This is a genomic window from Luteibacter sp. dw_328, assembly GCF_018449605.1.
GTDB lineage: Bacteria > Pseudomonadota > Gammaproteobacteria > Xanthomonadales > Rhodanobacteraceae > Luteibacter.
Genome location: NZ_JAAVUW010000001.1, coordinates 913,204 through 934,529, shown reverse-complemented (window position 1 = coordinate 934,529; position 21,326 = coordinate 913,204). Strand labels below are relative to the sequence as shown.

General features: G+C 64.1%; 18 protein-coding genes. 10 read left to right on the top strand and 8 right to left on the bottom strand.

Annotated features, from left to right (window positions below; all coding sequences use genetic code 11):
* Positions 1 to 16 precede the first annotated feature (16 nt).
* The gene (locus HB634_RS03930) at positions 17 to 484 is read left to right on the top strand and encodes a DUF1203 domain-containing protein (RefSeq protein ID WP_213947623.1); all 468 of its coding nucleotides are present in this window, start codon (positions 17 to 19) and stop codon (positions 482 to 484) included.
* On the opposite strand, the gene HB634_RS03925 is transcribed toward HB634_RS03930, so the two are convergent.
* Entirely contained in the window at positions 457 to 1,644 is a 1,188-nt protein-coding gene (locus HB634_RS03925; RefSeq protein ID WP_213947622.1) for an MFS transporter, read from the bottom strand. The two genes, HB634_RS03930 and HB634_RS03925, sit on opposite strands and share 28 nt — an antisense overlap.
* A gap of 89 nt (positions 1,645 to 1,733) precedes the next feature.
* Here HB634_RS03925 and HB634_RS03920 point away from each other — a divergent pair, with 89 nt between their 5' ends.
* Complete coding sequence (locus tag HB634_RS03920; RefSeq protein WP_213947621.1) at positions 1,734 to 2,651, top strand: LysR family transcriptional regulator; 918 nt, start codon at positions 1,734 to 1,736, stop codon at positions 2,649 to 2,651.
* Here the strand turns inward: HB634_RS03920 and HB634_RS03915 are convergent.
* Together HB634_RS03915 and HB634_RS03910 are read right to left on the bottom strand one after the other, a co-directional pair.
* The gene (locus HB634_RS03915) at positions 2,648 to 3,382 is read right to left on the bottom strand and encodes a TIGR02117 family protein (RefSeq protein ID WP_213947620.1); all 735 of its coding nucleotides are present in this window, start codon (positions 3,380 to 3,382) and stop codon (positions 2,648 to 2,650) included. The two genes, HB634_RS03920 and HB634_RS03915, sit on opposite strands and share 4 nt — an antisense overlap.
* A gap of 270 nt (positions 3,383 to 3,652) precedes the next feature.
* The gene (locus HB634_RS03910; protein ID WP_213947619.1) at positions 3,653 to 6,571 is read right to left on the bottom strand and encodes a TonB-dependent receptor; all 2,919 of its coding nucleotides are present in this window, start codon (positions 6,569 to 6,571) and stop codon (positions 3,653 to 3,655) included.
* A 177-nt stretch (positions 6,572 to 6,748) separates the two neighbouring features.
* Between HB634_RS03910 and HB634_RS03905 the strand changes: the two genes are divergently transcribed.
* A complete protein-coding gene (locus tag HB634_RS03905; protein ID WP_213947618.1) occupies positions 6,749 to 7,438 on the top strand; it encodes a MarC family protein in 690 nt (229 codons plus the stop codon).
* 5 nt (positions 7,439 to 7,443) lie between these two features.
* On the opposite strand, the gene HB634_RS03900 is transcribed toward HB634_RS03905, so the two are convergent.
* The gene (locus HB634_RS03900; protein ID WP_063572256.1) at positions 7,444 to 8,358 is read right to left on the bottom strand and encodes an AraC family transcriptional regulator; all 915 of its coding nucleotides are present in this window, start codon (positions 8,356 to 8,358) and stop codon (positions 7,444 to 7,446) included.
* A gap of 249 nt (positions 8,359 to 8,607) precedes the next feature.
* Here HB634_RS03900 and HB634_RS03895 point away from each other — a divergent pair, with 249 nt between their 5' ends.
* Genes HB634_RS03895 through HB634_RS03875 form a run of 5 tightly spaced genes read left to right on the top strand, consistent with a single transcriptional unit; the run spans position 8,608 to position 12,443 of the window.
* Positions 8,608 to 8,892 (top strand): hypothetical protein, encoded by a 285-nt coding sequence (locus HB634_RS03895; RefSeq protein WP_063572255.1) that lies wholly within the window; start codon positions 8,608 to 8,610, stop codon positions 8,890 to 8,892.
* A 4-nt stretch (positions 8,893 to 8,896) separates the two neighbouring features.
* Complete coding sequence (locus HB634_RS03890; RefSeq protein WP_255548332.1) at positions 8,897 to 10,441, top strand: multicopper oxidase domain-containing protein; 1,545 nt, start codon at positions 8,897 to 8,899, stop codon at positions 10,439 to 10,441.
* Complete coding sequence (locus tag HB634_RS03885) at positions 10,438 to 11,568, top strand: hypothetical protein (RefSeq protein WP_213947616.1); 1,131 nt, start codon at positions 10,438 to 10,440, stop codon at positions 11,566 to 11,568. The genes HB634_RS03890 and HB634_RS03885 overlap by 4 nt, the downstream gene beginning before the upstream one ends.
* Positions 11,568 to 12,125 carry an SCO family protein gene (locus tag HB634_RS03880; protein ID WP_213947615.1) on the top strand — a complete coding sequence of 186 codons (558 nt, stop codon included), beginning with the start codon at positions 11,568 to 11,570 and terminating at the stop codon, positions 12,123 to 12,125. The genes HB634_RS03885 and HB634_RS03880 overlap by 1 nt, the downstream gene beginning before the upstream one ends.
* A 39-nt stretch (positions 12,126 to 12,164) precedes the next feature.
* Positions 12,165 to 12,443 carry a hypothetical protein gene (locus HB634_RS03875; protein WP_063572251.1) on the top strand — a complete coding sequence of 93 codons (279 nt, stop codon included), beginning with the start codon at positions 12,165 to 12,167 and terminating at the stop codon, positions 12,441 to 12,443.
* A gap of 90 nt (positions 12,444 to 12,533) precedes the next feature.
* Here the strand turns inward: HB634_RS03875 and HB634_RS03870 are convergent, their stop codons facing one another.
* From HB634_RS03870 to grrA, 3 genes are read right to left on the bottom strand one after another with little or no spacing between them, the layout of a single operon-like run.
* Positions 12,534 to 13,244 (bottom strand): hypothetical protein, encoded by a 711-nt coding sequence (locus HB634_RS03870; RefSeq protein ID WP_213947614.1) that lies wholly within the window; start codon positions 13,242 to 13,244, stop codon positions 12,534 to 12,536.
* Positions 13,241 to 14,401, bottom strand: a complete 1,161-nt coding sequence (gene grrM, locus HB634_RS03865) for a cyclophane-forming radical SAM/SPASM peptide maturase GrrM/OscB (RefSeq protein WP_213947613.1) — start codon at positions 14,399 to 14,401, stop codon at positions 13,241 to 13,243. Before grrM ends, HB634_RS03870 begins: the two co-directional genes overlap by 4 nt.
* Positions 14,402 to 14,407: 6 nt before the next feature.
* Positions 14,408 to 14,794 carry a GrrA/OscA1 family cyclophane-containing rSAM-modified RiPP gene (grrA, locus tag HB634_RS03860; RefSeq protein ID WP_063571934.1) on the bottom strand — a complete coding sequence of 129 codons (387 nt, stop codon included), beginning with the start codon at positions 14,792 to 14,794 and terminating at the stop codon, positions 14,408 to 14,410.
* 265 nt (positions 14,795 to 15,059) lie between these two features.
* Between grrA and HB634_RS03855 the strand changes: the two genes are divergently transcribed.
* The gene (locus HB634_RS03855; RefSeq protein ID WP_213947612.1) at positions 15,060 to 16,622 is read left to right on the top strand and encodes a DHA2 family efflux MFS transporter permease subunit; all 1,563 of its coding nucleotides are present in this window, start codon (positions 15,060 to 15,062) and stop codon (positions 16,620 to 16,622) included.
* Between the two features lie 3 nt (positions 16,623 to 16,625).
* Positions 16,626 to 17,081, top strand: coding sequence for a MarR family transcriptional regulator (locus tag HB634_RS03850; RefSeq protein WP_231873913.1), 456 nt, complete (start codon positions 16,626 to 16,628; stop codon positions 17,079 to 17,081).
* 22 nt (positions 17,082 to 17,103) lie between these two features.
* Here HB634_RS03850 and HB634_RS03845 read toward each other — a convergent pair whose 3' ends face one another.
* Complete coding sequence (locus HB634_RS03845) at positions 17,104 to 21,255, bottom strand: CheR family methyltransferase (protein ID WP_213947611.1); 4,152 nt, start codon at positions 21,253 to 21,255, stop codon at positions 17,104 to 17,106.
* Between the last annotated feature and the right edge of the window lie 71 nt (positions 21,256 to 21,326).

The window sequence follows — 21,326 nt, the reverse complement described above, 5'->3', positions numbered from 1 at the left end:
ACCACGGAGCCACCCCATGTCCTTCCGCATCTCCGGTATCGACCCGAAGCCGTTCACGTCGCTGTATGGCCTGGACGAAGCGCAACTCGCCAAGCGTGGCGTGATCCGCGTTATCGCCGCCAACGACACCGGCTACCCGGAGCGTATCGAACTACGCAACGCGCGCCGCGGTGAAGCCTTGCTCCTGCTCAATCACACCCATCAGCCGGCTGACTCGCCCTATCGCTCCAGCCACGCCATCTTCATTCGCGAAGGGGCGACCGAAGCGTGTGAGGTGAGTGACGACGTGCCGGAGGTGTTGCGTACACGTACGCTCGCGTTGCGCGGCTTCGACGAGCGCGACCACATCGCCAGTGCGGTCCTCGTCGAGGGCAGCGTGCTGGACGAAGCGATCGAGCGCCTGTTCGCGATGTCCTCGGTCCGGTATGCGCACGTGCACTATGCGGCGTACGGCTGCTACGCCGCGCGCATCGATCGGGCCTGAACCTCGTGCCTGCGGGCGGCGTGGCGCGATACCGTCAACGCCGCCAGGGCCATCGCCGTCAACACCAGGGAGACCAGCGGCAGGCTGGCCACGCCGCTCGCTTGCGCGATGCGCCCGCCGAGGAACGAGCCGAACGCGATACCGGCGAACAGGCCCGAGGAATTGAGGGCGAGGATCAGGCCGCGGATCTCCGGCTCGAGTTCGACCACGCGCCGCTGCTGCGAGGGGTAGAACACGTCCTGCGACAAGGCCCATACCAGCAGCGGCAGTATCGGAGCCCACCAGTACGCCGGCACGACCGCAAGGGCGAGGAACACCGGCAGCATCGTGCCCATGGCGGCATACAGCAGTCGGTTGGCGCCGAAGCGAAGCGCGAGGCGCTGGGCGAGCCAGTTGCCCGCAACGCCCAGGACACCGAAGCCGAACATGATGCCGGAAGCCGTCGCGGTGTCCGCTCCGAAACGGTCGCGCAGCAGCGCGGTGATGAGGGTATAGGTGACGAAGTAACCGGAGACCTGGAAGAAGATCACAGCGAGACCGGTACCGGTGGCCGGGTGGGTAAGTGCCTTCAACAGCCGTCGCAGGTCCAGTCGGACACCGCGTGACTCGTCGTCCACGGTTAGCCAGACCAGGAGGGCCGCGATGCTGGCCAGTGCCGCCAGACCGACGAACACCACGCGCCAGCCGAAGGCTGCGGAGGCCGCGATGGCCAGAGGTACGGCCAGGACACTGGAGATGGCAATGCCACTGAACACCACGGCCAGCGCGTGCCCTTGTCGCTCGGCCGGCACCAGGCCGACGCCGATGGAAGATGCCATCGGGGCCACCACCGTGGCACCGAGGCCGGCGATCACGCGGGCCGCCAGCAACCAGCCATAGCCTGGCGCGACGGCACACAAGACCGAACCGAAGGCGAGGACCAGCAGCCCGCCGATCAGCACGTCGCGTCGCCGCCGGTGACCGATGAACACCTGGGCGAGCGGGGCGCCGACGGAGAACGTCAGCGCGAACACGGCGACCAGCTCGGCCGCCTGCGCGACCGTCATGCCGGCGCCGACCATCGAGGCCTGGGCGCCCACGACCGCCAGTGAGGCGCTGCCGAGGGCGAAATTGCAGATGCTGAGAATGCGCAGCACCAGGGGAGGGGAAAGACGGGCCATGACGGCTTCGCAACGATGAGGGAGCGCCTTATCTCGGGTTCGCCGACCTATAATCAACATCGATTCCAGGCATACGAGTCATCCATTTCATGGATATCAATCGGGTCGACCTCAATCTGCTGGCCTCACTGGACGTGCTGCTCGAGGAGGCGAACGTCACCCGAGCCGCCCGTCGCCTCAAGCTCAGCCAGCCAGCACTGTCCGCCCAGCTGGCACGTCTGCGCGAGTCTTTTGGCGATCCCTTGCTGTTACCCGCGGAAACCGGGCGCGGCATGACCCTGACCGCCCGGGCGGCGGCCCTCCGCGAACCGCTGCGTGCGGCCTTGCGGGATCTCGATCGTGTGCTCACCCATGCGCCGGAGTTCGATCCGGCACATAGCTCGCGCGACTTCCAGATCGCCCTGAGCGACAACGGCGTGGCCATCCTCGGTGTCGACCTCGTTGCCTGGATAGCCGCTCACGCAGGGCCTGGTATCCGCGTGGCCTTCCGGCCGGTGGACCCCGCCCGCATCGGCACGCAACTGGAATCGGGCGAGGTCGATCTGCTGGTCAGCATCGACAGCCTCATCCCGCCCGCGATGAAGGCCCGCGTGCTCCTGAAGGACCGCTACCTCATGGCCCAGCGAAAAGGGCACCCGCGCGGCCCGACGCCGCCCGACCTGGACACGTATTGCGCACTGCGGCACGTGCTCGTCTCGCTCGATGGCGGCGGCTTTCACGGCTTCATGGACGACTACCTTCACAGGCTCGGGCGCCGGCGACAGGTGGCAGTGTCTGTTCCCCAGTATCACCTGATGCCCGACATACTCGAGGCTACCGACTATGTGGGTGTCATGCCTTCGCGGCTCGTACAGCGTTTCGGCGGGCGGCTCGATGCCTGCGAGCTGCCCATCCCGACGCACGACATCTCCCTGTATGCGTCGTGGCATCCGCGCATGCACGCCGATCCCGCGCACCAATGGCTGCGCGAGCGCGTTGCCACCCTTGCGAAAGACACGCCGACCTAACGACCGGCTTCGCCACGCAACTGCCAGAACAGCGCCTTGTCGAACGGTGACCACGCAGGCACGCGCACGCCGCTCTCGGCCAGGGCATCGCGTGTCCACTGGTTGCATGTGACGAAGAGGCTGTAGCGGCCGCTGGCTTCGTAGAAAGCATCGTTCACGTCGTAGTGGCGGCCGGGAATCCAGACAGCCGAGCCGTTGCCATTGACGGTGACGCTTCGGCGTACAAAGGCAACAAGCCGTGCATACGCCTCGGGCGTCACGGTGAGCGGTATCGCCGTCGCATCGCGTGTCGGCGCGGGTCCATATTCCACGTGCATCGCGGCGGCGTCGCGCCCACCGATCGCGTTCAGGGCGATCGCCAGCTTCAGATCGCTCCATTGCGGTACGTCGAGGAAGAAGGTGCGATCGCCCCAGCCGATCGTGACGTACTCGTCGGCGTCCGCGTCGTTCCGTCGCGCGTTGTGCACTGGCGGGAACAGCGCTGTCCAATCCATCAGCGCGTGCCTGGCGGGCATCGCCAGCCCCGCATGGACGCCGTTGGTGGTGAGCCATACGGTCACTCCGTCATCGGCGTGTCGCCAGTCGCGATTCAGCGGAATGGCGCCGAGGATGACGGCGGCGGCAAGGTAGAGGAGCGGCACGAGGATGAGCACCCCGCTGACGGTCCACACGAGGCGTCGCGCGAGCGATGGCCGTGTGTCGTAGGCGCCCGATGGTCGCTGCTTGAGCATGGTCGCTCCCCGGGCATCCACGCACCCGCCGTGGCAGAAGGGTATAACGAAGCATCGAAGACCGCATGAGGGCCGCCGCCATGCCCATCGCAGACCACGCAAATCCTGGAGACGAGCCGTGCCCGGTATGCAAGGGCCTGGGTGAGGTGACGTATATCGACGAGGAGGTCGGCTGCCAGATCGGTGTGCCGTGCTGGGCCTGTGCGGGACCGGCCGAGGAACACCTCGGACAGCCCGCTTCGGATACGCCCTGGCCCGGGTGACCCGGACTCAGAGCTTGTAGTTGACGCCGAACATCAGCGTGCGGCCGTAGGTGTCGTACTCCAGCGGCCTGGCGATCTTGATGTTGTTCGGCAGCGAGGCGACCTGCTGCGTCTTCTCAGGCGAGTTGGTCAGGTTGTTCACCTGTAACAGCACTGACAAACCACTCAAGCGGCCCTCGGCGAAGGCATAGCCGAGCTGGAAGTCGGTCTGCTTGTCCGCCAGGATCTTCGTGTAGCCGAGCTGGTCGAACAGCGCCACGGCTTCGCCGGTGAACGATGAGCGATAACGCTCGGCGATACGCACCGACCAGCCGTGCTTCTCGTAGTAGAAGGCAAGGTTCGCCACCTTGCGCGACAGGCCGGGCAGGGTGGACGGACTGCCGGGAATGGTCGATACCGCACTTACCGGTAGCGAGCTGTTGGTCAGCGAGAAGTTCGCCTGCATGCCGAAGCCATCGAGCGCCTGCGCCAACAGACCGCCTTCGAAGGAGCCTGACAGTTCCAGGCCCTGCATCCTGCCGCCGGTGCCGTTTTCCGGGCGGGTAAACGAACCGATGGTGCTGGTTGGGGTCAGCGTCGGCGTATCGTTGGTATAGCGTGAGAAGTCGTAGTCGAGCGTGGTTTCGTTGTAGATGTAGTTGAGCAGGTTCTTATTGAAGACCGCCGCCGAAACATAGCTCGCTGTGCCGAAATACTTCTCCCACGACAGATCGGCGCCGACCGCGATATACGGTTTGAGCTTCGGGTTGCCGCCGCTGCCGGACCAGAGCACCTGGCCGGCCGCCGGGCCGTCGGTAATCAGCGCAACGTCCGCCGACGTGGCGACCTTTTCGTCGTCGATGCGGCCGCGCGCCATGGTCTTGGCCAGACCAAAGCGCAGGTACTGCTTGTCCGTCACTTCGGCAACGAGGTTCAGGCTAGGAAGGACCTTGTTGTAGTTCGTCCCGTCGGCGATACGACCGACCAGGGCGTCGCCGTTGGTCTGCAGCGCCTCGGAGGACTGAATCGTGCGCACGGCTTGCACACCCATGTTTCCGCGCAACGGAATGTCGCCCAGCATCGTATCGATGTTGAACTTGAGGTAGACGACCGGCACCTTTTCGCGCACCGTGTAATTGCGACTCCAGTCGCCCTGCGTGTTTCGCTCGGTGAGGTAGTACTGGTTGTCCAGGGACTGCAGGACGTTGTAATTGACGATGGCAGGAATACCGCCATAGCCCAGGTCGGTGATACCGCGTAGCGACGACGGGTCGATCGGCGCGGCAAAACCGGGCAGGTAATCGGCGGACGTGGAGCCGTTGCCGTTGAGCCAGGCGAAGAGCACGTCAGCCTGTTTGGTCTTCTCGCGGTCCGAATAGTTCACGCCGAAGTTGAAGTCGCTGAAGATCCAGCCGACGGGATGGCTGATTTCAAGGCGGATCGCCTTGATGGTGTCCTTCTGCTTGTCATATTCCTCGCGCCCGTCGTAACCGTAGTTGTTCGCGTCGGTGAAATTCACGGCAGAGGTGTCGGACCAGTCCGTGCCTGGGCTGAAATCCGGGAAGCCTTCGTCGCGCTTCGTCTGAAAGTCGGTGGACGATGTCGCCTGGCCGGGCAGCCCGGCGAACAGGTAAGCGTCATGCAGGCGTTTCTTCGCGCTGGAATACGAGAGATCGGCCGTGGCATTCCAGCCGTTACCGAAGTCGTATTGATTGTTCCAGCCGACCGAGAACAGCTTGTCGCGTTCCTTGGTGTACTCGTTCTGCAGAACCGTCTTCAGGCCATCGATGTGACCGGAGGTGACAATTGGGTAGGGCTGTGCAGGTACGGTGCCGACGTTCGCGTAGGAGACGTTGTCGTACGGGCTGCTCGACCACTGCGCGCCGTTGAGGAACGTCTTCTGGTCGAACGTGGAGTAGTAGAGGTCGAGCGTGGAATGGTAGTGATCGTCCGGTGCCCACTCGAGCACGGTCATCAGGCCATTGCGCAACTGGTTCTCGGACTTGGCTCGTAGCTGGGCGCCTTCCTGCGACAGCACGTCGTCGGGCAGGCCAGGCGTGTGCGCCGCTCCCCACTGTCCCTCGGCGCCGTTCGGGCCGTTGTTGTTGCTCCACCACCATGCCTGGTACTGCTTCTCCTGCACGGGTGAGTCGAGCTGGGCAAAGCCCACGGCCAGGCCGAGCGTGTGGTCGAAGAACTGGTCGATGTACGAGAAGCTGGCGCGGTGCCCGCTATCGCCGACGCCGGTACCGTGGTTGAGGCTGCCGTTGGAGTTGCTTTCGCCACGCAGGTTCGCGGCGAACGTCGGTTTGGCCAGGTCGAGCGGCTTGATCGTATGAAGGTTCACCGTACCCGACAGACCCTGGCCGATGAGGCTGGCATCGGGCGTCTTGTAAACGGCAGCCCCGCTGATGAGTTCGGAAGGGTACTGATCGAAATCCACGCCGCGGTTCTCACCGATGGTGGCCTGTTCGCGACCGTTGAGCGTGGTGCCGGCGAAGTCGGGCGAAAGGCCCCGGATCGAAATCTGGTTGGCGCGGCCGTCCACTCGCTGCGTGGCCAGGCCAGAGAGGCGCGCGAGGCTCTCGGCGATACTGCTGTCCGGGAGCTTGCCGATATCTTCTGCCGAGATCGCTTCGATGATGTTGTCGGAACTCTGCTTGGCTTTCAGCGAGTTCTGAATGCTGCCCTGGATGCCGGTGACGACGATGGCGTCGAGATTGCTCACGGCGTCGGGGTTGGCGGGATGCTTTTCCTTCTCTTTCGCGGTTTTTGCCGGTTTTGTGGACGGCGTCTCACTTTGCGGTGCCGTCGTTGAAGGGTTTTGTTCCTGGGCAAAGACGTCCGAGACGCAGAACAGGAGGAGGGCGGTGGTGCATGCCAAAGCCAGCGGACGCAGCTTCAGAGCGGGCACGGCAAGACACGGCGTCAAGCGTCGACGATTCATCGATATCCCTGCGTTGAATGAGTAGGCGACGCGCCCCCTGACGCACCGGCGGCGAGAATGATCGAGTGACACGAATCTGTCATCCTGCGTCGCAGCACGCGCGGACGATCCAATCCGCCGCCTGACAAGACCGGATACTGTGCGCGTCATTCGTCTACCTATCGCCCGGAGCGTCTTATGTGGGAAGAGCTGACCAAGACCGTGTTGTTGATAGTGGCGAGCCTGTTTCCCATCGTGAATCCGCCGGCATCCGCCTTCATGGCGATCAGCATCGTGCCGCACGCCACCGATGCCGAGCGTGCGGACATGGCACGCCGCGTGGCCGTGAACAGCTTCGCGTTGTTGCTGGCGTCGTTGTTGGTCGGTGCTTACGTACTGGGCTTCTTCGGTATCTCGATACCGGTGCTACGCGTCGCTGGCGGCCTGGTCGTCGCCATGGCCGGTTGGCGCCTGCTCGACGCGCCGGACGATGTCGAGGAAGAGCAGGACAACGAAGCCGCCGCGGTCGACCATCATCATGGTCGGCGCGATCCCACCTTCTATCCCTTGACGCTGCCGCTGACCGTCGGGCCGGGCTCGATTGCCGTGGCGATCGCGCTGGGCACGGGGTCACCGCGCGAGGGACCAACGCTCATTCATTTCGCCGCGGTGGGAATCGCCCTGGTGATCCTCACTGCGAGCATTTACCTGTGCATGCGCTATGCCGAGCGTATCGAGCGGGGGCTGGGTACGGCGGGGACGCAGGTGGTGATGCGGTTGTTCGCGTTCTTCATTTTCTGCATCGGGCTGCAGATTCTCTGGTTGGGTGTGTCTGAGTTGATCGGCATGGTATCGACGGCACCGGGTATCGCCCATCCCATGCCGTAACATTTTCAAGAGCGTTCGCGTCGCCAGGCGCACGGGGTGGCGCCGGTGAAGCGTTTGAAGATGGTGGTGAAATGCGCCTGGGTGCGGAAGCCGGTGTCGCCGGCCACTTCGACGACGGACCGTTCCGACGATGCAAGCAGCGCCTTCGCGTACTCGATTCGCGCGCGCAGGATGTAGTGATGCGGACGCTGCCCGGTGGCCAGGCGGAAGCGGGCGGCGAAATGCATGGGTGATAGGCCCGCGGCGGCGGCAACCGCGGCCAGACTGATCCGATCGCCCAGGTGCCGGTCTATATACGCGTCCACACGCTGCATGCGCCACCGTGGTATCGCCAGCTTCCCCGGGTCGAGCCCGTCGATAGTGGCTGCGCTGGCGAGCTGGAAGAGGCGGCTGAGGACCGCTGTCGCGAAATGCCCCGCCGTTCCGGGCATACACGATCCCGCATTGGCGGCAAGCAGCGCGAGCGCCAGTCGCTCGATCGCGCTGTCGCGATACATGCCACCGAAGGATGAGCCGTCGAGCACGGCGATGCAGTCCATGTCCCTGGCTGCCTCGCGGACGAATGACACCGGCAGGTACCACTGGAGACTGTCGCCAGGTCCGTCCGCGCACATCGCCAACGCCTGACCCGGCAGGGCGACGTGCACACTCCCCGCCGTGACCGGCCCGTTCACGACGGTTTTGCCGTCCGCAAGCAGTCGCATGGACGTCGCGCTCAGGAAGACGCGCACCACATAGCGATCGGTCGGGGTGATGGCGGTCCGGGTGCCCGAGCCCTGCCGGTCGAGCCAGCGGGTCGCCACGACGCCTGGTGGCGTCCGGGCGAGGACCGGCGGGACATGCCAGAGGGTTTCGAGGTGGATGGCCGTGGTGGCGGTGAGGTCGCGCGCGAGCGCGTATGAGGTCTCGTCCAGGCGCACGTTGCCGTCCTCCGCGTCGGATCCCCAAGGGACAGATAAACGGTACGCCTGCCGGGTCACGCGGAGAGCCGAAAATTTACTTAGGACGAATGGACTGTTCCGACCGGATGGCCACCCGCCTGCGCCGTTCGAATCGGAAAACGGCCATGCATATTCGAAAGACCCTTTTCGCCCGGAACGAGACCATGAGCGGAAAGGGGAGTCGGCGCGCGGTGCGTCGGCATCTGTCCGGTCATGGGGAGTTGCACGATGAAGAAGTCTATTCTGCTGGGCGCCGCCGTCGGTGCCGCGCTCGTGTTCGGTTGTGCCACGCAGGCCCAGCAGGGTCCGATGGTGGACATAGGCAACCGGCACGGCAACCTGCGCCAGGCCCAGGAGAACATCGTCCAGGCATGGCATCTGGTGAGCGAAGCGCAGGAAATGAACGACTCGCGCCTGGGTGGACACGCGGCGAATGCCAAGCGCCTGCTCGAGCAAGCGAACGACGAGTTGCGCCTCGCGGCGGATGTCGCCAACGAAAACGAGCGGCACTGAACCCATGACGGGACGCAGGCCCGTGCGCGCGATAGCCCTTGCCTTCCTGGCGTGCCTTGCGGGCGCGGCCCTGGCCGACCCGCCCTCCGACGACCTGCGCCCGCCACGTGAGTTCACCTACGACGCGAACGGGGTGACCACGGTCACCCTGGTTGCTGCGAAGTCGAAGATCCTCGTCGGCAACACGCCTTACACCTCGCTGGTGTTCAACGAGGACTACGACGCGCCGCTCATCCGCACGCGTCCCGGCGGAACGATCAGGCTCACGCTCGACAATCGCATGGACGAGATGACCAACCTGCATTTCCACGGCATGCAGGTGTCACCCCTGGACGACGGTGACAGCATCTTCCGTACCACCGGTCCGCACGAAGTGGGCAGGTACGTGCTGCGCCTGCCCGACGACCATTCGCCAGGACCGTACTGGTACCACAGCCATTTCCACGATGGTGCCGAGCACCAGGTGTCCGGTGGCCTTGCCGGTCCGATCCTGGTCGATGGCCTCAAGGACCAGTTCCGCGAACTGAAGGACGTGCGCGAGCGCGCGTTGGTGCTGCGCAACTTCCAGAAGACATTCACGGGATCGCTCGCCAGCGAGATCGTTACCGGCGCGCCTTCGATCCGTACGATCAACGGACAGTTCCAGCCGACCATCCGCATCCATCCGGGCGAAACGCAACTCTGGCACCTGTTCAACATTGCGGCGAACCAGTATTTCCGCATCCGCATCGACGGCGTGCACATGCAGCTGCTCTCGCAGGACGCCGACACCGTGGTCAAGCCGGTCGGCGTCGATGAGATGCTGATCGGCCCGTCAGCGCGCGTGAGCATCCTGGTGACCGGCCCCGCACCCGGTTCCTATCCGCTCAAACTGGGCTCGGCGAATACCGGTCCTGCGGGCGACACGTATGCCGGCGCGTTGTTGGGCACGCTCGTCTCGTCGGGCGAGCCCATGAAGACGGTGTCGATCACCAGTCCGTATCCATCTATCGCCGACCTGCGCAAGGTGACGCCAGCCAATCGCCGCCGCTTTGTCTTCCAGGATTCCGACTCCGATCCGAATGCCTTCTTCATCAACGGGCGGCAGTTCGACATCGGCCGCGTCGACACCACGGTCAAGCTGGGCGATGTCGAAGAATGGACCCTGGTCAACCCGAGCCAGGAACTCCACCAGTTCCACATCCACCAGCTGGATTTCCAGGTGACCAAGATCAACGGCAAGGATGTCGACTTCATCGGCTATCGCGACAACGTGTTCATTCCGGCGCTGGGTTCGACCACGGTGCTCATTCCCTTCACGGACCCGGTCATCCTCGGCAAGTTCGTCTATCACTGCCACATCATGGAGCACGAAGACGGCGGCATGATGCAGGTGATCCAGGTGGTGCGTCCCGCGGAGTACGAGGAGGCGGTGAAACTCGAGCCACTGGGCGGCATCTACGGCGACAACCAGATGTGCACGTACCTGCGGAACACCGGTGGCAATCCGCTCACGCCTCCCTCGGATGCGAGCCGACCGCTAGGGCCAACGCCTGGGGGCAGGCCATGAAGCGGCGTGCGGCGTACGTCGGCATGGGGCTGGCACTCGCGCTTGCGGGACCGGTGCAGGCAAGCAACGGCCGCTACCCCAGCCTGGGCATGGACTACAGCACGGCCATCCAGTACGACTTCAACAGCTTGCGCGTGCCAAACCAGCCGCATACCGTCACCACCAACGGTTACTTCGACATCACCACGGCGGTGCACTTCCGCCTGACCACGATCGACGAGATCTGGGTAGGCACCGAGGTCAGTCCGGTGACCGACACGCGCCCCGGCGAGCGTCGCTGGCTCGGCGGCACCGGCCTCAACGTCACCGACGTGAACTGGTATCACCAGGGCTATGTCTCGTCGTTCCGGTTGGGCAAGTTCGATGTGCCGTTCGGACGCGCACAGGACGCCGCACCGGGACTATATACCTCTGATTTCGTCGCACCGTACGCGCTGGGAGGGATGGACGGCGGCACATACGAATACCGCTTTTATACGGACAACTGGGGCACCATCGCGCCGAGCCTGAGCGTCTACGCCGCCGATACCTCGGTGCTTAGCCGTTCCTTCCTGCGCCCGTCGCAACAGGCGCGTCGTTCCGATGGCGGCGCGACCAACACGGGCAAGCCCAACAACGCCGCCGCCGTCGTTAACTGGCGTGCGCCTGCGGCCATTCCATTCCTGGAAGTGCAGGTGGGTTACATGACCAACCACAAGGGCGATATCTCCGCTGCGTCGCCTACGGCGGCGAACGAGCAACTGCGCGTGGCTTCCGTGCGTTACATGATTCCCTTCGTGGCCACGACCGACCTCGGCCCGACGCTGGCCGGTCGCTACCTGGACCTCGTGCCCTTCGTCGAATACGTGAAAGTGCATAACGAGAACGGCACGCCCGGTTTCGACACCGAATACCTGACCACGTCGCTCACGTTCGACGCCGGTCGCTTCGCCTATGGCCTCACGCACACGAACAAGCAGATTTCCCCGAGTGGCGGACCGCGTACCAACGAGTACCTCACCGAAGCCAGCATGGTCTACCACGTCACCGGTCTGGTCGACCTGGCATTGTCCGGCGGCAGGTCGCGCCAGGGCGGGCAGACCTCAAACCTGCTGGGTGTGTCGATCACGCTCAACGGATCCTTCTGATGCGCCGCCTCTGTATCCTGCTCGCCACCTTGTGCCTGGCCGCCTCGGTGGGCCACGCGGCGAGCCCCGCCGTCGGTGGTCCGTTCCAGCTGACCGATCAGGATGGCCATGCCGTGACGCAGGCATCGTTTGCGGGACGGCCACTGCTTCTCTATTTCGGATACACCTCCTGCCCGGACGTGTGTCCGGTGGACCTCGCGAAGATCGTGAAGATCGCGGGCGAGGTGCGCCAGGCCAGTGGGACGACGGTCACGCCTGTGTTCGTCACGATCGACCCCGAACGGGATACGCCGACCCGGCTGCAGGCCTATGTGCATGCTTTCGGCAAGGACGTGGTCGGCCTGACCGGCACGACCGCCCAGATCGATGCGATCACCGATGAGTACCACGTCTACTTCAAGAAGGTGCCCGTCGATGGCGGCTACCTGATGGACCACTCGACGATGCTCTTCCTCGTCGGTTCAAACGGCGCTTACCTCGATCACTACGGGCGCAAGCTGCCCGAAGAGGATGTGGTCAAGCGCGTCGTCGCGACACTGCATGGCTCGGGCACCTAAGGCCACGCGGTGCTTACCCACGCCAAGCACGGAGGTTCCATGAAACACACGCGCACCCTGTTGCTCGCCGCAGCCGTCGCTGCCGCCGGCATGTTCACCCAGGCAGTCATGGCCGATGGCAGTCCGACCTACCCGCCGTTCGCCAAGATCGCGCATGGGAAGAAGATGCTGAGCCGGGACGACATCGACAAGCTCGATGAGACGAAATACCCCGCCCTGGCCGGTCTGAAGTCACACTTCGACGATGCCGACCTCGACCACGACCATAACCTCAATCAATATGAGTACGACCATTACATGACTAATACGCCGCACTGAGGTGAAAGCTATCGCCGATGAATCGGCTCCTACCCAGCAGGTCGCCACAGCCAGGGTAGGAGCCGATTCATCGGCGATGCTCTCAACGGGTCAATCCCAGAACGCTTCCACGATGCGATCGTTCGGCCCCAGAATAAGCGTCAACCTGTTCGGATCCGTGTCCAGCTTGCGAATACCATCATTCTCGCGCAGCACGCGCGTGCTTGCCGGCAGGTCCTCTTCGCGCACCGCATCCTTGCCTCCGGCGGAGCCGCCCTTGGGCACAAAGGTCTTGCCGACGCAGTTCGAACAATCCACCTCGCGCCCCTGCGCTTCCGCATAGCCGGGGAGCTGGCTGAGCTTCACCGTGTTCGTGGCGCTGCGCACGCGGATGCCCTTGTAGGGGTGTCCGGGCTCGATCACGAAGATGGCCTCCATCGGGCCGAATTTCGTGGCGCTGGAGGCATCGTCCGGCGCGCGGGCGACAAACAGCAGGTCGAGCATGCCGTCGGCCGAGGGCCCTCGGGAGATGGCGACGAGTTGTGGATCGCTCCAGTTCTCCGTGCTGCTCAGGCCCCGTACGCGAACGATGTCGAGCTCGGGCGCGTGGGTACTGCGTATCAGTTCGACGCTGCTGACCTTGAACAGCGGTTTGATCGCATCGTCGCCCGCTTCCTGCTCGCTGGCCGGTTCCGCCGAGGACGGGGCAGGGGCCTGCTGCGCCGTCGCACCCGGGGCGCTCTGGCCGATGGCCAGGGCGTGCGGTGCAAGCCACAGGCAGCCCGCGGCAACTACGAAAACGAGTTGACTCTTTGCATTCATGACGCACTCCTCACCAGCATGTCGTCGTCGAGGACTGTCTCGAGCCGGTCCAGCGCTTCGAGGATCACGTCCGTGGGTACTTTCTGAACCAGGTCGCAGAACGAGGTCCGGGTGGTGGCGAAACTGCCGTTCTCCGTCAGCTTGTTGATCGGCGAACCGCCACCGCACACGGCGAAATAAGCGCATTCGGCCTTGCATGCGGCCACGCCGGCGGCGATGTCGCGGTGCATGGCACGCATGGCGTCGCTCTGACGCATGGACTCGAGCGAATCGGTGTGGATGTTGCCGACGATGAAGTCGCCGTAGTCGGCGTTTTTCAGCCCCAGCAGCTCGGGGGAGAAACTCGATACGTTGCCGTGGCAGTCGACGTTGACCATGCCGAACGGCTGTACCTGCGAGTTTTCGCCGGCTGCCTCGTCCGGCCTCAGGATACGCGTGAGCATGCTGTCGATCTCGCGCAGGAAACGAATGCCGGCACTCTCCCGCGATTTCCGCCAGAAGGTGCTGAGGAAGGTGCGGAAGCGTGCCGCGGCGTCCTCTTCGGAGAACAGCTCGGAAACGTGATCCCCCTCGGATTCCTCGACGTTGAAGCACACGTCGGTGATGCCGGCATCCCTGTAGAACGCGAGCATCTCGTCCGGTGCCCGAAGGCCTCGCGCCGACAGCACGGAAATCACGTGGAACGGGATGCCTTCGTCGATCAGGCAGCGGATGCCAGCGACGGTTTTGTCATAGGTGCCGCGACCCTGTCGCGTAACCCGGTTGGCATCGTGGATCTCGCGTGGTCCGTCGATGCTCACGCCGACGCCGACCTCCCAGCGACGGAAGAGCGCGCACCAGGCCGCGTCGATCAACATGCCGTTGGTCTGGATGGCATGGCGCACTTCGATCCCGGGCGGACACAGGGATGCGATGAGGGAGAACGCTTCCTCGTAGTACGCAACGGGCATCACCAGCGGCTCGCCGGCGTGCCAGATCACTGTAAGCCAGGGGTGGGACCAGCCCGAGGCGAACACCGCGGAGAACACGGCGCGCACCGTGTCCAGCGACATCTTCGAGGTGTCGCTACGGCTGGGCAGGTAGCAATAGCGGCAGGCGATATTGCAGAAGGGTGTGGGCTGAAGCACCACGGTGTCGATGCACGGCGGGATATCCACCGCGGCTCACCAGTTGTGCCAGAAGTTGTGCCAACCGCCGTTGCCCCAGTTGTGCCAGCCATTACCCCAGTTATGCCAACCGTTGCCCCAGTTTCTCCAGCCGCCGTTTCTCCAGCCGCCATTGCGCCACCCGAAACCGCCGAAGTTCATCCAGGCCAACAACGGGTAAGCCGTTCCACGGGGCGTCGTCGTCCCGGAGGTTTCCGCGGCGATGCTCTCGCGGATGGCGGCGAGCCGGTCAGCCACGTTGAGCGTGACATGCGCGGGGTCCGGGGCGACACGCGAGGGGGGAAGGGTGGTTGCCTGTGCCGAACCAAGGATGGTGGATGCGCCGAGGATGCCCGCAGGAAGCAGAACGGCGAGGGCTCGGCGGGTACGGTTCCAGTCGGACATGGTGAGCTCCATGGCAGATGAGCGGATGTCGTATGCACGTTAGACACTGGTTGCTCGTAAGGCATGAGTAGATCTACTTAATCCGGACGGCCGATGCCTTGTATATAACTGCAAAGTCAGATATAGTCGCTGTCAGCAAGCTGCGACGTGCCGTGCGGCTGCCGGACGGACCGCCAGCTATCCGCAGGTTCTTGCGGATAACCGATCGCGGCCTTCTTTTTAACTACATGTCTGCAATGTCAGATATATCGAAGCCGGACGCCCCATGTCGTCGTCATCCGCAGAGAGTGTTCCCGCGCCGCTTACCGGCGCGCGTTTTGCCCTGGGTGCCATTGCGGTTGCCCTTGCCACGTTCATGAACGTGCTCGATTCCTCGATCGCCAACGTGGCCATTCCCACGTTATCCGGCAACCTCGGCGTCTCGGTGGACGAGGGCACGTGGGTCATCACCCTGTTCGCCGCTGCGAATGCCGTGTCCATCCCGCTGACCGGCTGGCTCACCCAGCGGGTGGGGCAGGTGAAGCTGTTCGTTTTCGCCATCCTCGCGTTCACGTTTTCGTCCTGGCTGTGCGGTATCGCACCGACGCTCCCCGTCCTGCTGGCAGCGCGTGTCCTCCAGGGCGTAGCGGCCGGTCCTCTGGTGCCGTTGTCCCAGGCGTTGCTTCTGAATACGTTCCCGAAAGAAAAGGGGCATTCGGCGCTCTCACTCTGGGCGATGACGGCGACCGTCGGCCCGATCGCCGGGCCGGCCCTCGGCGGATGGATCACGGACAGCTACAGCTGGTCGTGGATCTTCTACATCAACATTCCGGTGGGCCTGTTCGCCGCCGGCGTGGTGTGGACGATCTACCGTGATCGGGAAACGCCGACCAAACGCGTTCCGATCGACGTCATGGGACTGGTTTCGCTGATCGCCTGGGTGGCGTCGTTACAGATCATGCTGGACAAGGGCAAGGACCTGGACTGGTTCAGCTCGCCGCTGATCTGCGCGCTGGGCATCTTCGCCTTGATCAGCTTCCTCTTCTTCGTCATCTGGGAACTGACCGAGGAGCGTCCCATCGTCAACCTTCGCCTGTTCGCCGGCCGTAACTTCCTCGGTGGAACCATAGCGATTTCAGTAGCGTACGGCGTTTTCTTCGCCAACCTCGTCGTCCTGCCGCAGTGGATCCAGGGCTTTCTCGGGTATCGCTCGGTGGATGCCGGGCTGGTGACCGCCCCCCTGGGCATCTTTGCCATCATCCTTGCACCGGCGATGGGACGGATCATGGGTAAGACGGATGCGCGCGTGCTGGCGACGCTGGCCTTCATCGGCTTCGCCGTCGTATTTTTCATGCGCGCGCAGTACGACACCGACGTCGATCGGCTGACCCTCGTGCTGCCGACGCTGTTGCAAGGCATTCCGACCGCGCTGTTCTTCGTGCCGCTCACCGCCATCATTCTTTCCGGATTGCGTCCGGACCAGGTGCCGTCCGCGGCTGGCCTTTCAAACTTCGTGCGCGTTTTCGCCGGCGCCGTCGGCACCTCGCTGATCACGACAGGCTGGAGCGACCGGACCATCCTTCACCATTCGCAGCTGACCGAGCGGGCGACCGCCTATGATCCGGGTTTCCTCGAGTCGATTGCGTCGTTACGCGACACGCTGCATGTGGATACGAACGGTGCGGTGGCGTTCTTCGAGCGAGGTCTCACGGCGCAGGCCACCATGCTCGGGCTCAACGACATCTTCTGGCTGTCCGGCGTGACATTCATCGTGATCATCCCGCTGATCTGGGTTGCCCGATCGACCAGGGGTAGCGGCGGAGCGGCGGCTGCGGCGGCGGGCCATTGATGGATGGTCCATAATCCGGCCATGGACCACTACACGCGCAAGAACTTCGTGCATACCCGGAGCATCGGCTTCCTGTTGGCGAGGGCGCGGAACCTGCTGGCGTCGGAGGTGGACGCCGCACTGAAAGACCTGGACATCAGCAGCCAGCAGATGGGCATCATCGTCCTGCTGAGCAAGGGCACGGCGAGCACGCCCTTCGAACTGTCGAAACTGCTTGGTATCGATACCGGGCTGATGACGCGGATGCTGGACAAGCTCGAGGAGAAGGGCTTGCTCGAGCGCTCGCGTGACGACAAGGACCGCCGGGTGGTCAACCTGACCCTGACCCGCGCGGGTAGCCGGGTGGCCGACGGCATTCCGGATGTCGTTCCGCCTGTGCTCAACGCCCGCCTCAGGTCGTTCAGCCGTACGGAGTTCGAGGAACTCAAGCGATTATTGGGCAAGTTCATCGGTGAGTGAGACACGTCGACCGTAAACGACCTTATCCCTGACGCGACTTGTGCAGCCGCTCGAGTGCCGCCAGCAGCACGTGCATCGATATGGGCTTGCTGATGTGGGCGTCGAAGCCCGCCTTCATTGCCCGTCTTTCGTCCTGCGGTCGGCCGAAGCCGGTCAGGGCGACCGCCAGGATGCCCCGGTTCACCGGGTCGGCGCGCACCCGTTCGATGAGTTCGTGACCGTCCATGTCGGGCATGCCGATGTCCGATAGAAGGATGTCGTGATCGCCGGAGGCAAGGATCGAAAGGGCCATGACACCCGTATTGGCCGTGGCGACTGTGGCACCCTCCATGCGTAGCAGCTCGGCGAAGGGCTCAAGCAGTTCCTGCGCATCGTCGACGATGACGATGCGGCGCCCTGGCAGCTGCGGCGTCCAACGGGACGCTAGCATCAAGGCAGCTTCGTTCTGGCGAACCGACCTGACCGGAAGGACCACGACGAAGGATGCGCCCTGATCGGGCCCCGGCGAGCTGGCGGACACCTCGCCACCGTGCAGGTCGGCCAGTTGCCTGACCAGGGCGAGGCCGATGCCGAGGCCGCCGGTGGTGCGATTCTTCAGGCTGGCGCCGCGCTCGAACATGTCGAACACGCGGCCAACCAGCGAGGGCGATATGCCGATGCCGTCGTCGGTCACTTCCAGCCTTATGTGCTTGCCGGTGCTGCTCAAGGTGGCCCAGATGTGCCCGGTCGCGCGGGTGAACTTCAGGGCGTTGCCGAGCAGGTTCCAGACGATCTGTTCGATGCGTATGCCGTCAGCCGTCATCGTCACATCGGCGTCCGGTAGCGCGAGGCTGAGCGTCACCGAGCGCGCGGCGAGCTCCTCGCGCATGCCATCGGCCACACGCCGCAAGCTGTCGGATACGTTGACCTCGGAGATATTGAGGGCGAGCTTCCCCGTCGTGAGCCGCGAGAGGTCGAGCAGGTCGTCGATGATCCGGGCCTGTCCTTCCACCGTCTTACGGATCGCGTCAGCCGAACGTAGTGTGGCGGCATCGTCGGCGACCGTTGCCGAGCGGGCAATGAGCTCCGCGTTCATCAGGATCAGGTTGAGCGGGTGTTTCAGTTCGTGCGACATCACCGCGAGAAATTCGTCTTTCATGAGAACGGCGCTTTGCGCCGCCTCGCGCGAGGCTTTCTCCGCGCGGAGGAGCTCCTCGCGCTCGCGCTCGCGGCGCTTCTCCTGGGTGATGTCACGTGCGATCTTGGCATAGCCGTGAAAGCCACCCTGGTTCAGCGGCGTGGTAATGCCGCTGCAGAAAATGCGCTCGCCGTCGGCGCGCAGGTGCCAACGGTCGTCCGTCGCGCGGCCTTGCGTGCGTGCCTGTTCCATTTCGTCCTGGAACGCACCTTGCGCGCGGTCCTCGGAGGTGAAGATGAGGTTGGCATGACGGCCGATGGCGTCGCTGTCCGAGTACCGGAACATGCGCTCCGCACCCTTGCTCCACGAGGTGATGATGCCGTCGGGGTCGGTGGTGATGATGGCGTAGTCGACGGCGCTGTCGGCAACCAGTCGCATGCGCTCTTCGCTGTTTCGAGCCGCTTCTTCGGCTGCCCGGCGCCGCGTGACGTCGATGAAGGTCATCACGGCGCCTTCAATGCGATCCTCGGCGGTGCGATAGGGAAGGATGCGGGAGATGTACCAGCGACCGTCCTGGCTGCCCACTTCACGTTCGATCGTGCGCAGCGCCTGGAACGCCAGGGAGGCGTCGGCAGCAAGGTCGGGATAGTCCAGGCTGTGGTTGAGGTCCAGCAGGGATCTGCCGACATCGGCGGGGATCAACCGGAATACATCGGCGGCGCGCGGCGTGAAGCGCTTGATGCACATGTCGCGGTCGACGAATACGGTGGCGATGTCCGTGGAGGCGACCAGGTTGCTCAGGTCGTCGTTGACCTTGGCGGTTTCCTCGACCTTGAGCTTGAGCTCGTGGTTGACGGTGATGAGTTCCTCGTTGATCGACTGGAGCTCTTCCTTGCTGGTCTCCAGCTCTTCGGTCGCCGAACGCAGCTCTTCGTTGATCGATTGCAGTTCCTCGTTCGACGCCTTGAGTTCCTCAGTGGAGGATTCCGACTCTTCGACGGTGGCCTGTAGCTGCTCCTTCGCACGCCTCAGTTCCTCTTCCAACTGAAGCAGGATCGGCGTCTGTTCGTTGTCCGATTCCGTCGCCTGGGCGGCGCTGCGCGCCTCACCCTCGTGGAAGACCACGAGCTGGAAGCCACCGACCTGTTCCTGGTCACGAATGGGGCGCACCTCGATGCTGACCGAGAGCATGTGGCCACGCCGCTCCAGGTCCACCGCCCGCGAACGTACCGAGGTGCCGTCCTGGCTGGCCTGGAATAACGACGTGCGCAGCTCGAGGCGCAGCTCGGGGACGATCAGCGCGGTCAGCTGGTACGACGGCGCACCGCCGGTGAGTCGCAGATAGACGCCGGCGCTCTGGGACATGTGCGCGACATGGCCGTCGCGGTCGACCAGGATGCTGGGTGGCAAGCGGTCTTCGACCGCCTTGCGATGGATCTCGCTCAATGAATACTCCCGCCGATCCTGCGCAGCCGTGGCGGCAGCCGTCACGCCCGTGGTGAGTACGGTGGACGGAAGGCGCGTGGGCGAGTGCAGGTAAATCCCGGTACGGCCGACCGCGTTGGCACGATAAATCCGGTTCTTCTTGTCCACGGGGGTGAAGTACTTCGATACGACTTCGGCTGACTCCGAGCTTCCAAGGAACAGATACCCACCGGGCCGCAGCGCGAAGTGGAACATCTCCAGCGCGCGGGACTGCACGTCGCGATTGAGGTAGATCAGCAGGTTGCGGCAGACGATCAGGTCGAGCTTCGAGAACGGCGGATCCTGCAACACATTGTGCCGGGCGAACAATACTTTCTCGCGCAAGGCCTTGTGCACGCGATAGCCGTCATCCTCACGAATGAGGAAGCGGGCCACCCGGCTAGCCGAAACGTCGGCGGTCACGGCGGACGAGTAGAAGCCATGGCGGGCATGGGCAATCGCGTCTTCGTCGATGTCCGTGGCGAACACCTGCACGGACACCGCGTTCGGTGTGGCGGCTTCGGCCAGGAGCATCGCGAGCGAATAGGCTTCCTCGCCCGTGGCGCAGCCGGCGCTCCATGCGCGGATGCGCGTGTCGTCGGAGGTCTGCTCGAAAAGACGCGGAATCACCTCGAGTTCCAACGCGTCGAAGGCTTCGCGGTCGCGGAAGAAATTGGTGACGCTGATCAGCATGTCCTTCAACAGGGCCGGCCGCTCATGCGCGTGCTCGTGGAGGAAATCCCGGTAACTCTCGAGGGTCTGCAGGCCGTTGACCTGCATGCGCCGCTCGATGCGACGGAGCACGGTGGCGCGCTTGTACGCCCGAAAATCGTGACCGGTCTTCGCGCGGAGGATGAGCATGATGTCGCGCAGGGCGTCCTCGTGTTCGCGAGAACCAGCCTCCGCCGCTTCTTCGCCCGCATCGGAAGTGTCGTCGAGCGCTGCGCCGGCGGGAAAAACGATCCTCGACGCATCACGGGCCATGGCGACGATGCGCTCGGGAAGCTCGGCCACGGGAAGGATGACGTCGACGGCGCCGGTGGCGATGGCGGCGCGCGGCATCTGGTCGTACTCGGCATCCTCGGGCTGCTGCACCAGTGTGATGCCGCCGCGCTCGTGGATACGCGCGATGCCCACCGAACCGTCCGATCCGGTTCCCGAGAGGATCACGGCGAAGGCCTTTTCGCGATGCACTTCGGCAAGCGTTCGGAAAAAGAAGTCGATGGACACATGCCTGCCGCGCGGACGCTCCATGTCGAGCAGGCGCAGGTAGCCGTCGTTCATCGAAAGCGCGTGCCGTGGCGAGATCACATAAACGTGGTTCTTCTGCAACGGCAGCGTCGCGGTCACCTGGGTAACGGGCATGCTCGTGGAGCGCTGCAGGATGCGATCAACGATGCTGTCGTGCCGCGGCGACAGGTGCATCACGATGACGATAGCCATGCCCGGCTCGGCAGGCATGGCTTCGAGGAATCGGGCCAGGGCTGCCAGGCCACCGGCCGAGGCGCCGATGCCCACGACCGGAAAATCCAGCCCGCTGTGCTGCAGGGTGGGATCGACTTCCGGGTCGGACGGTGGGGCAGGCTGCGACATCGAAAAGAGCTCAGGCAGGTGATACCCGATTCTCGCGCAACTGGACCCTAAAGGGTGTGCAACGGGGATAA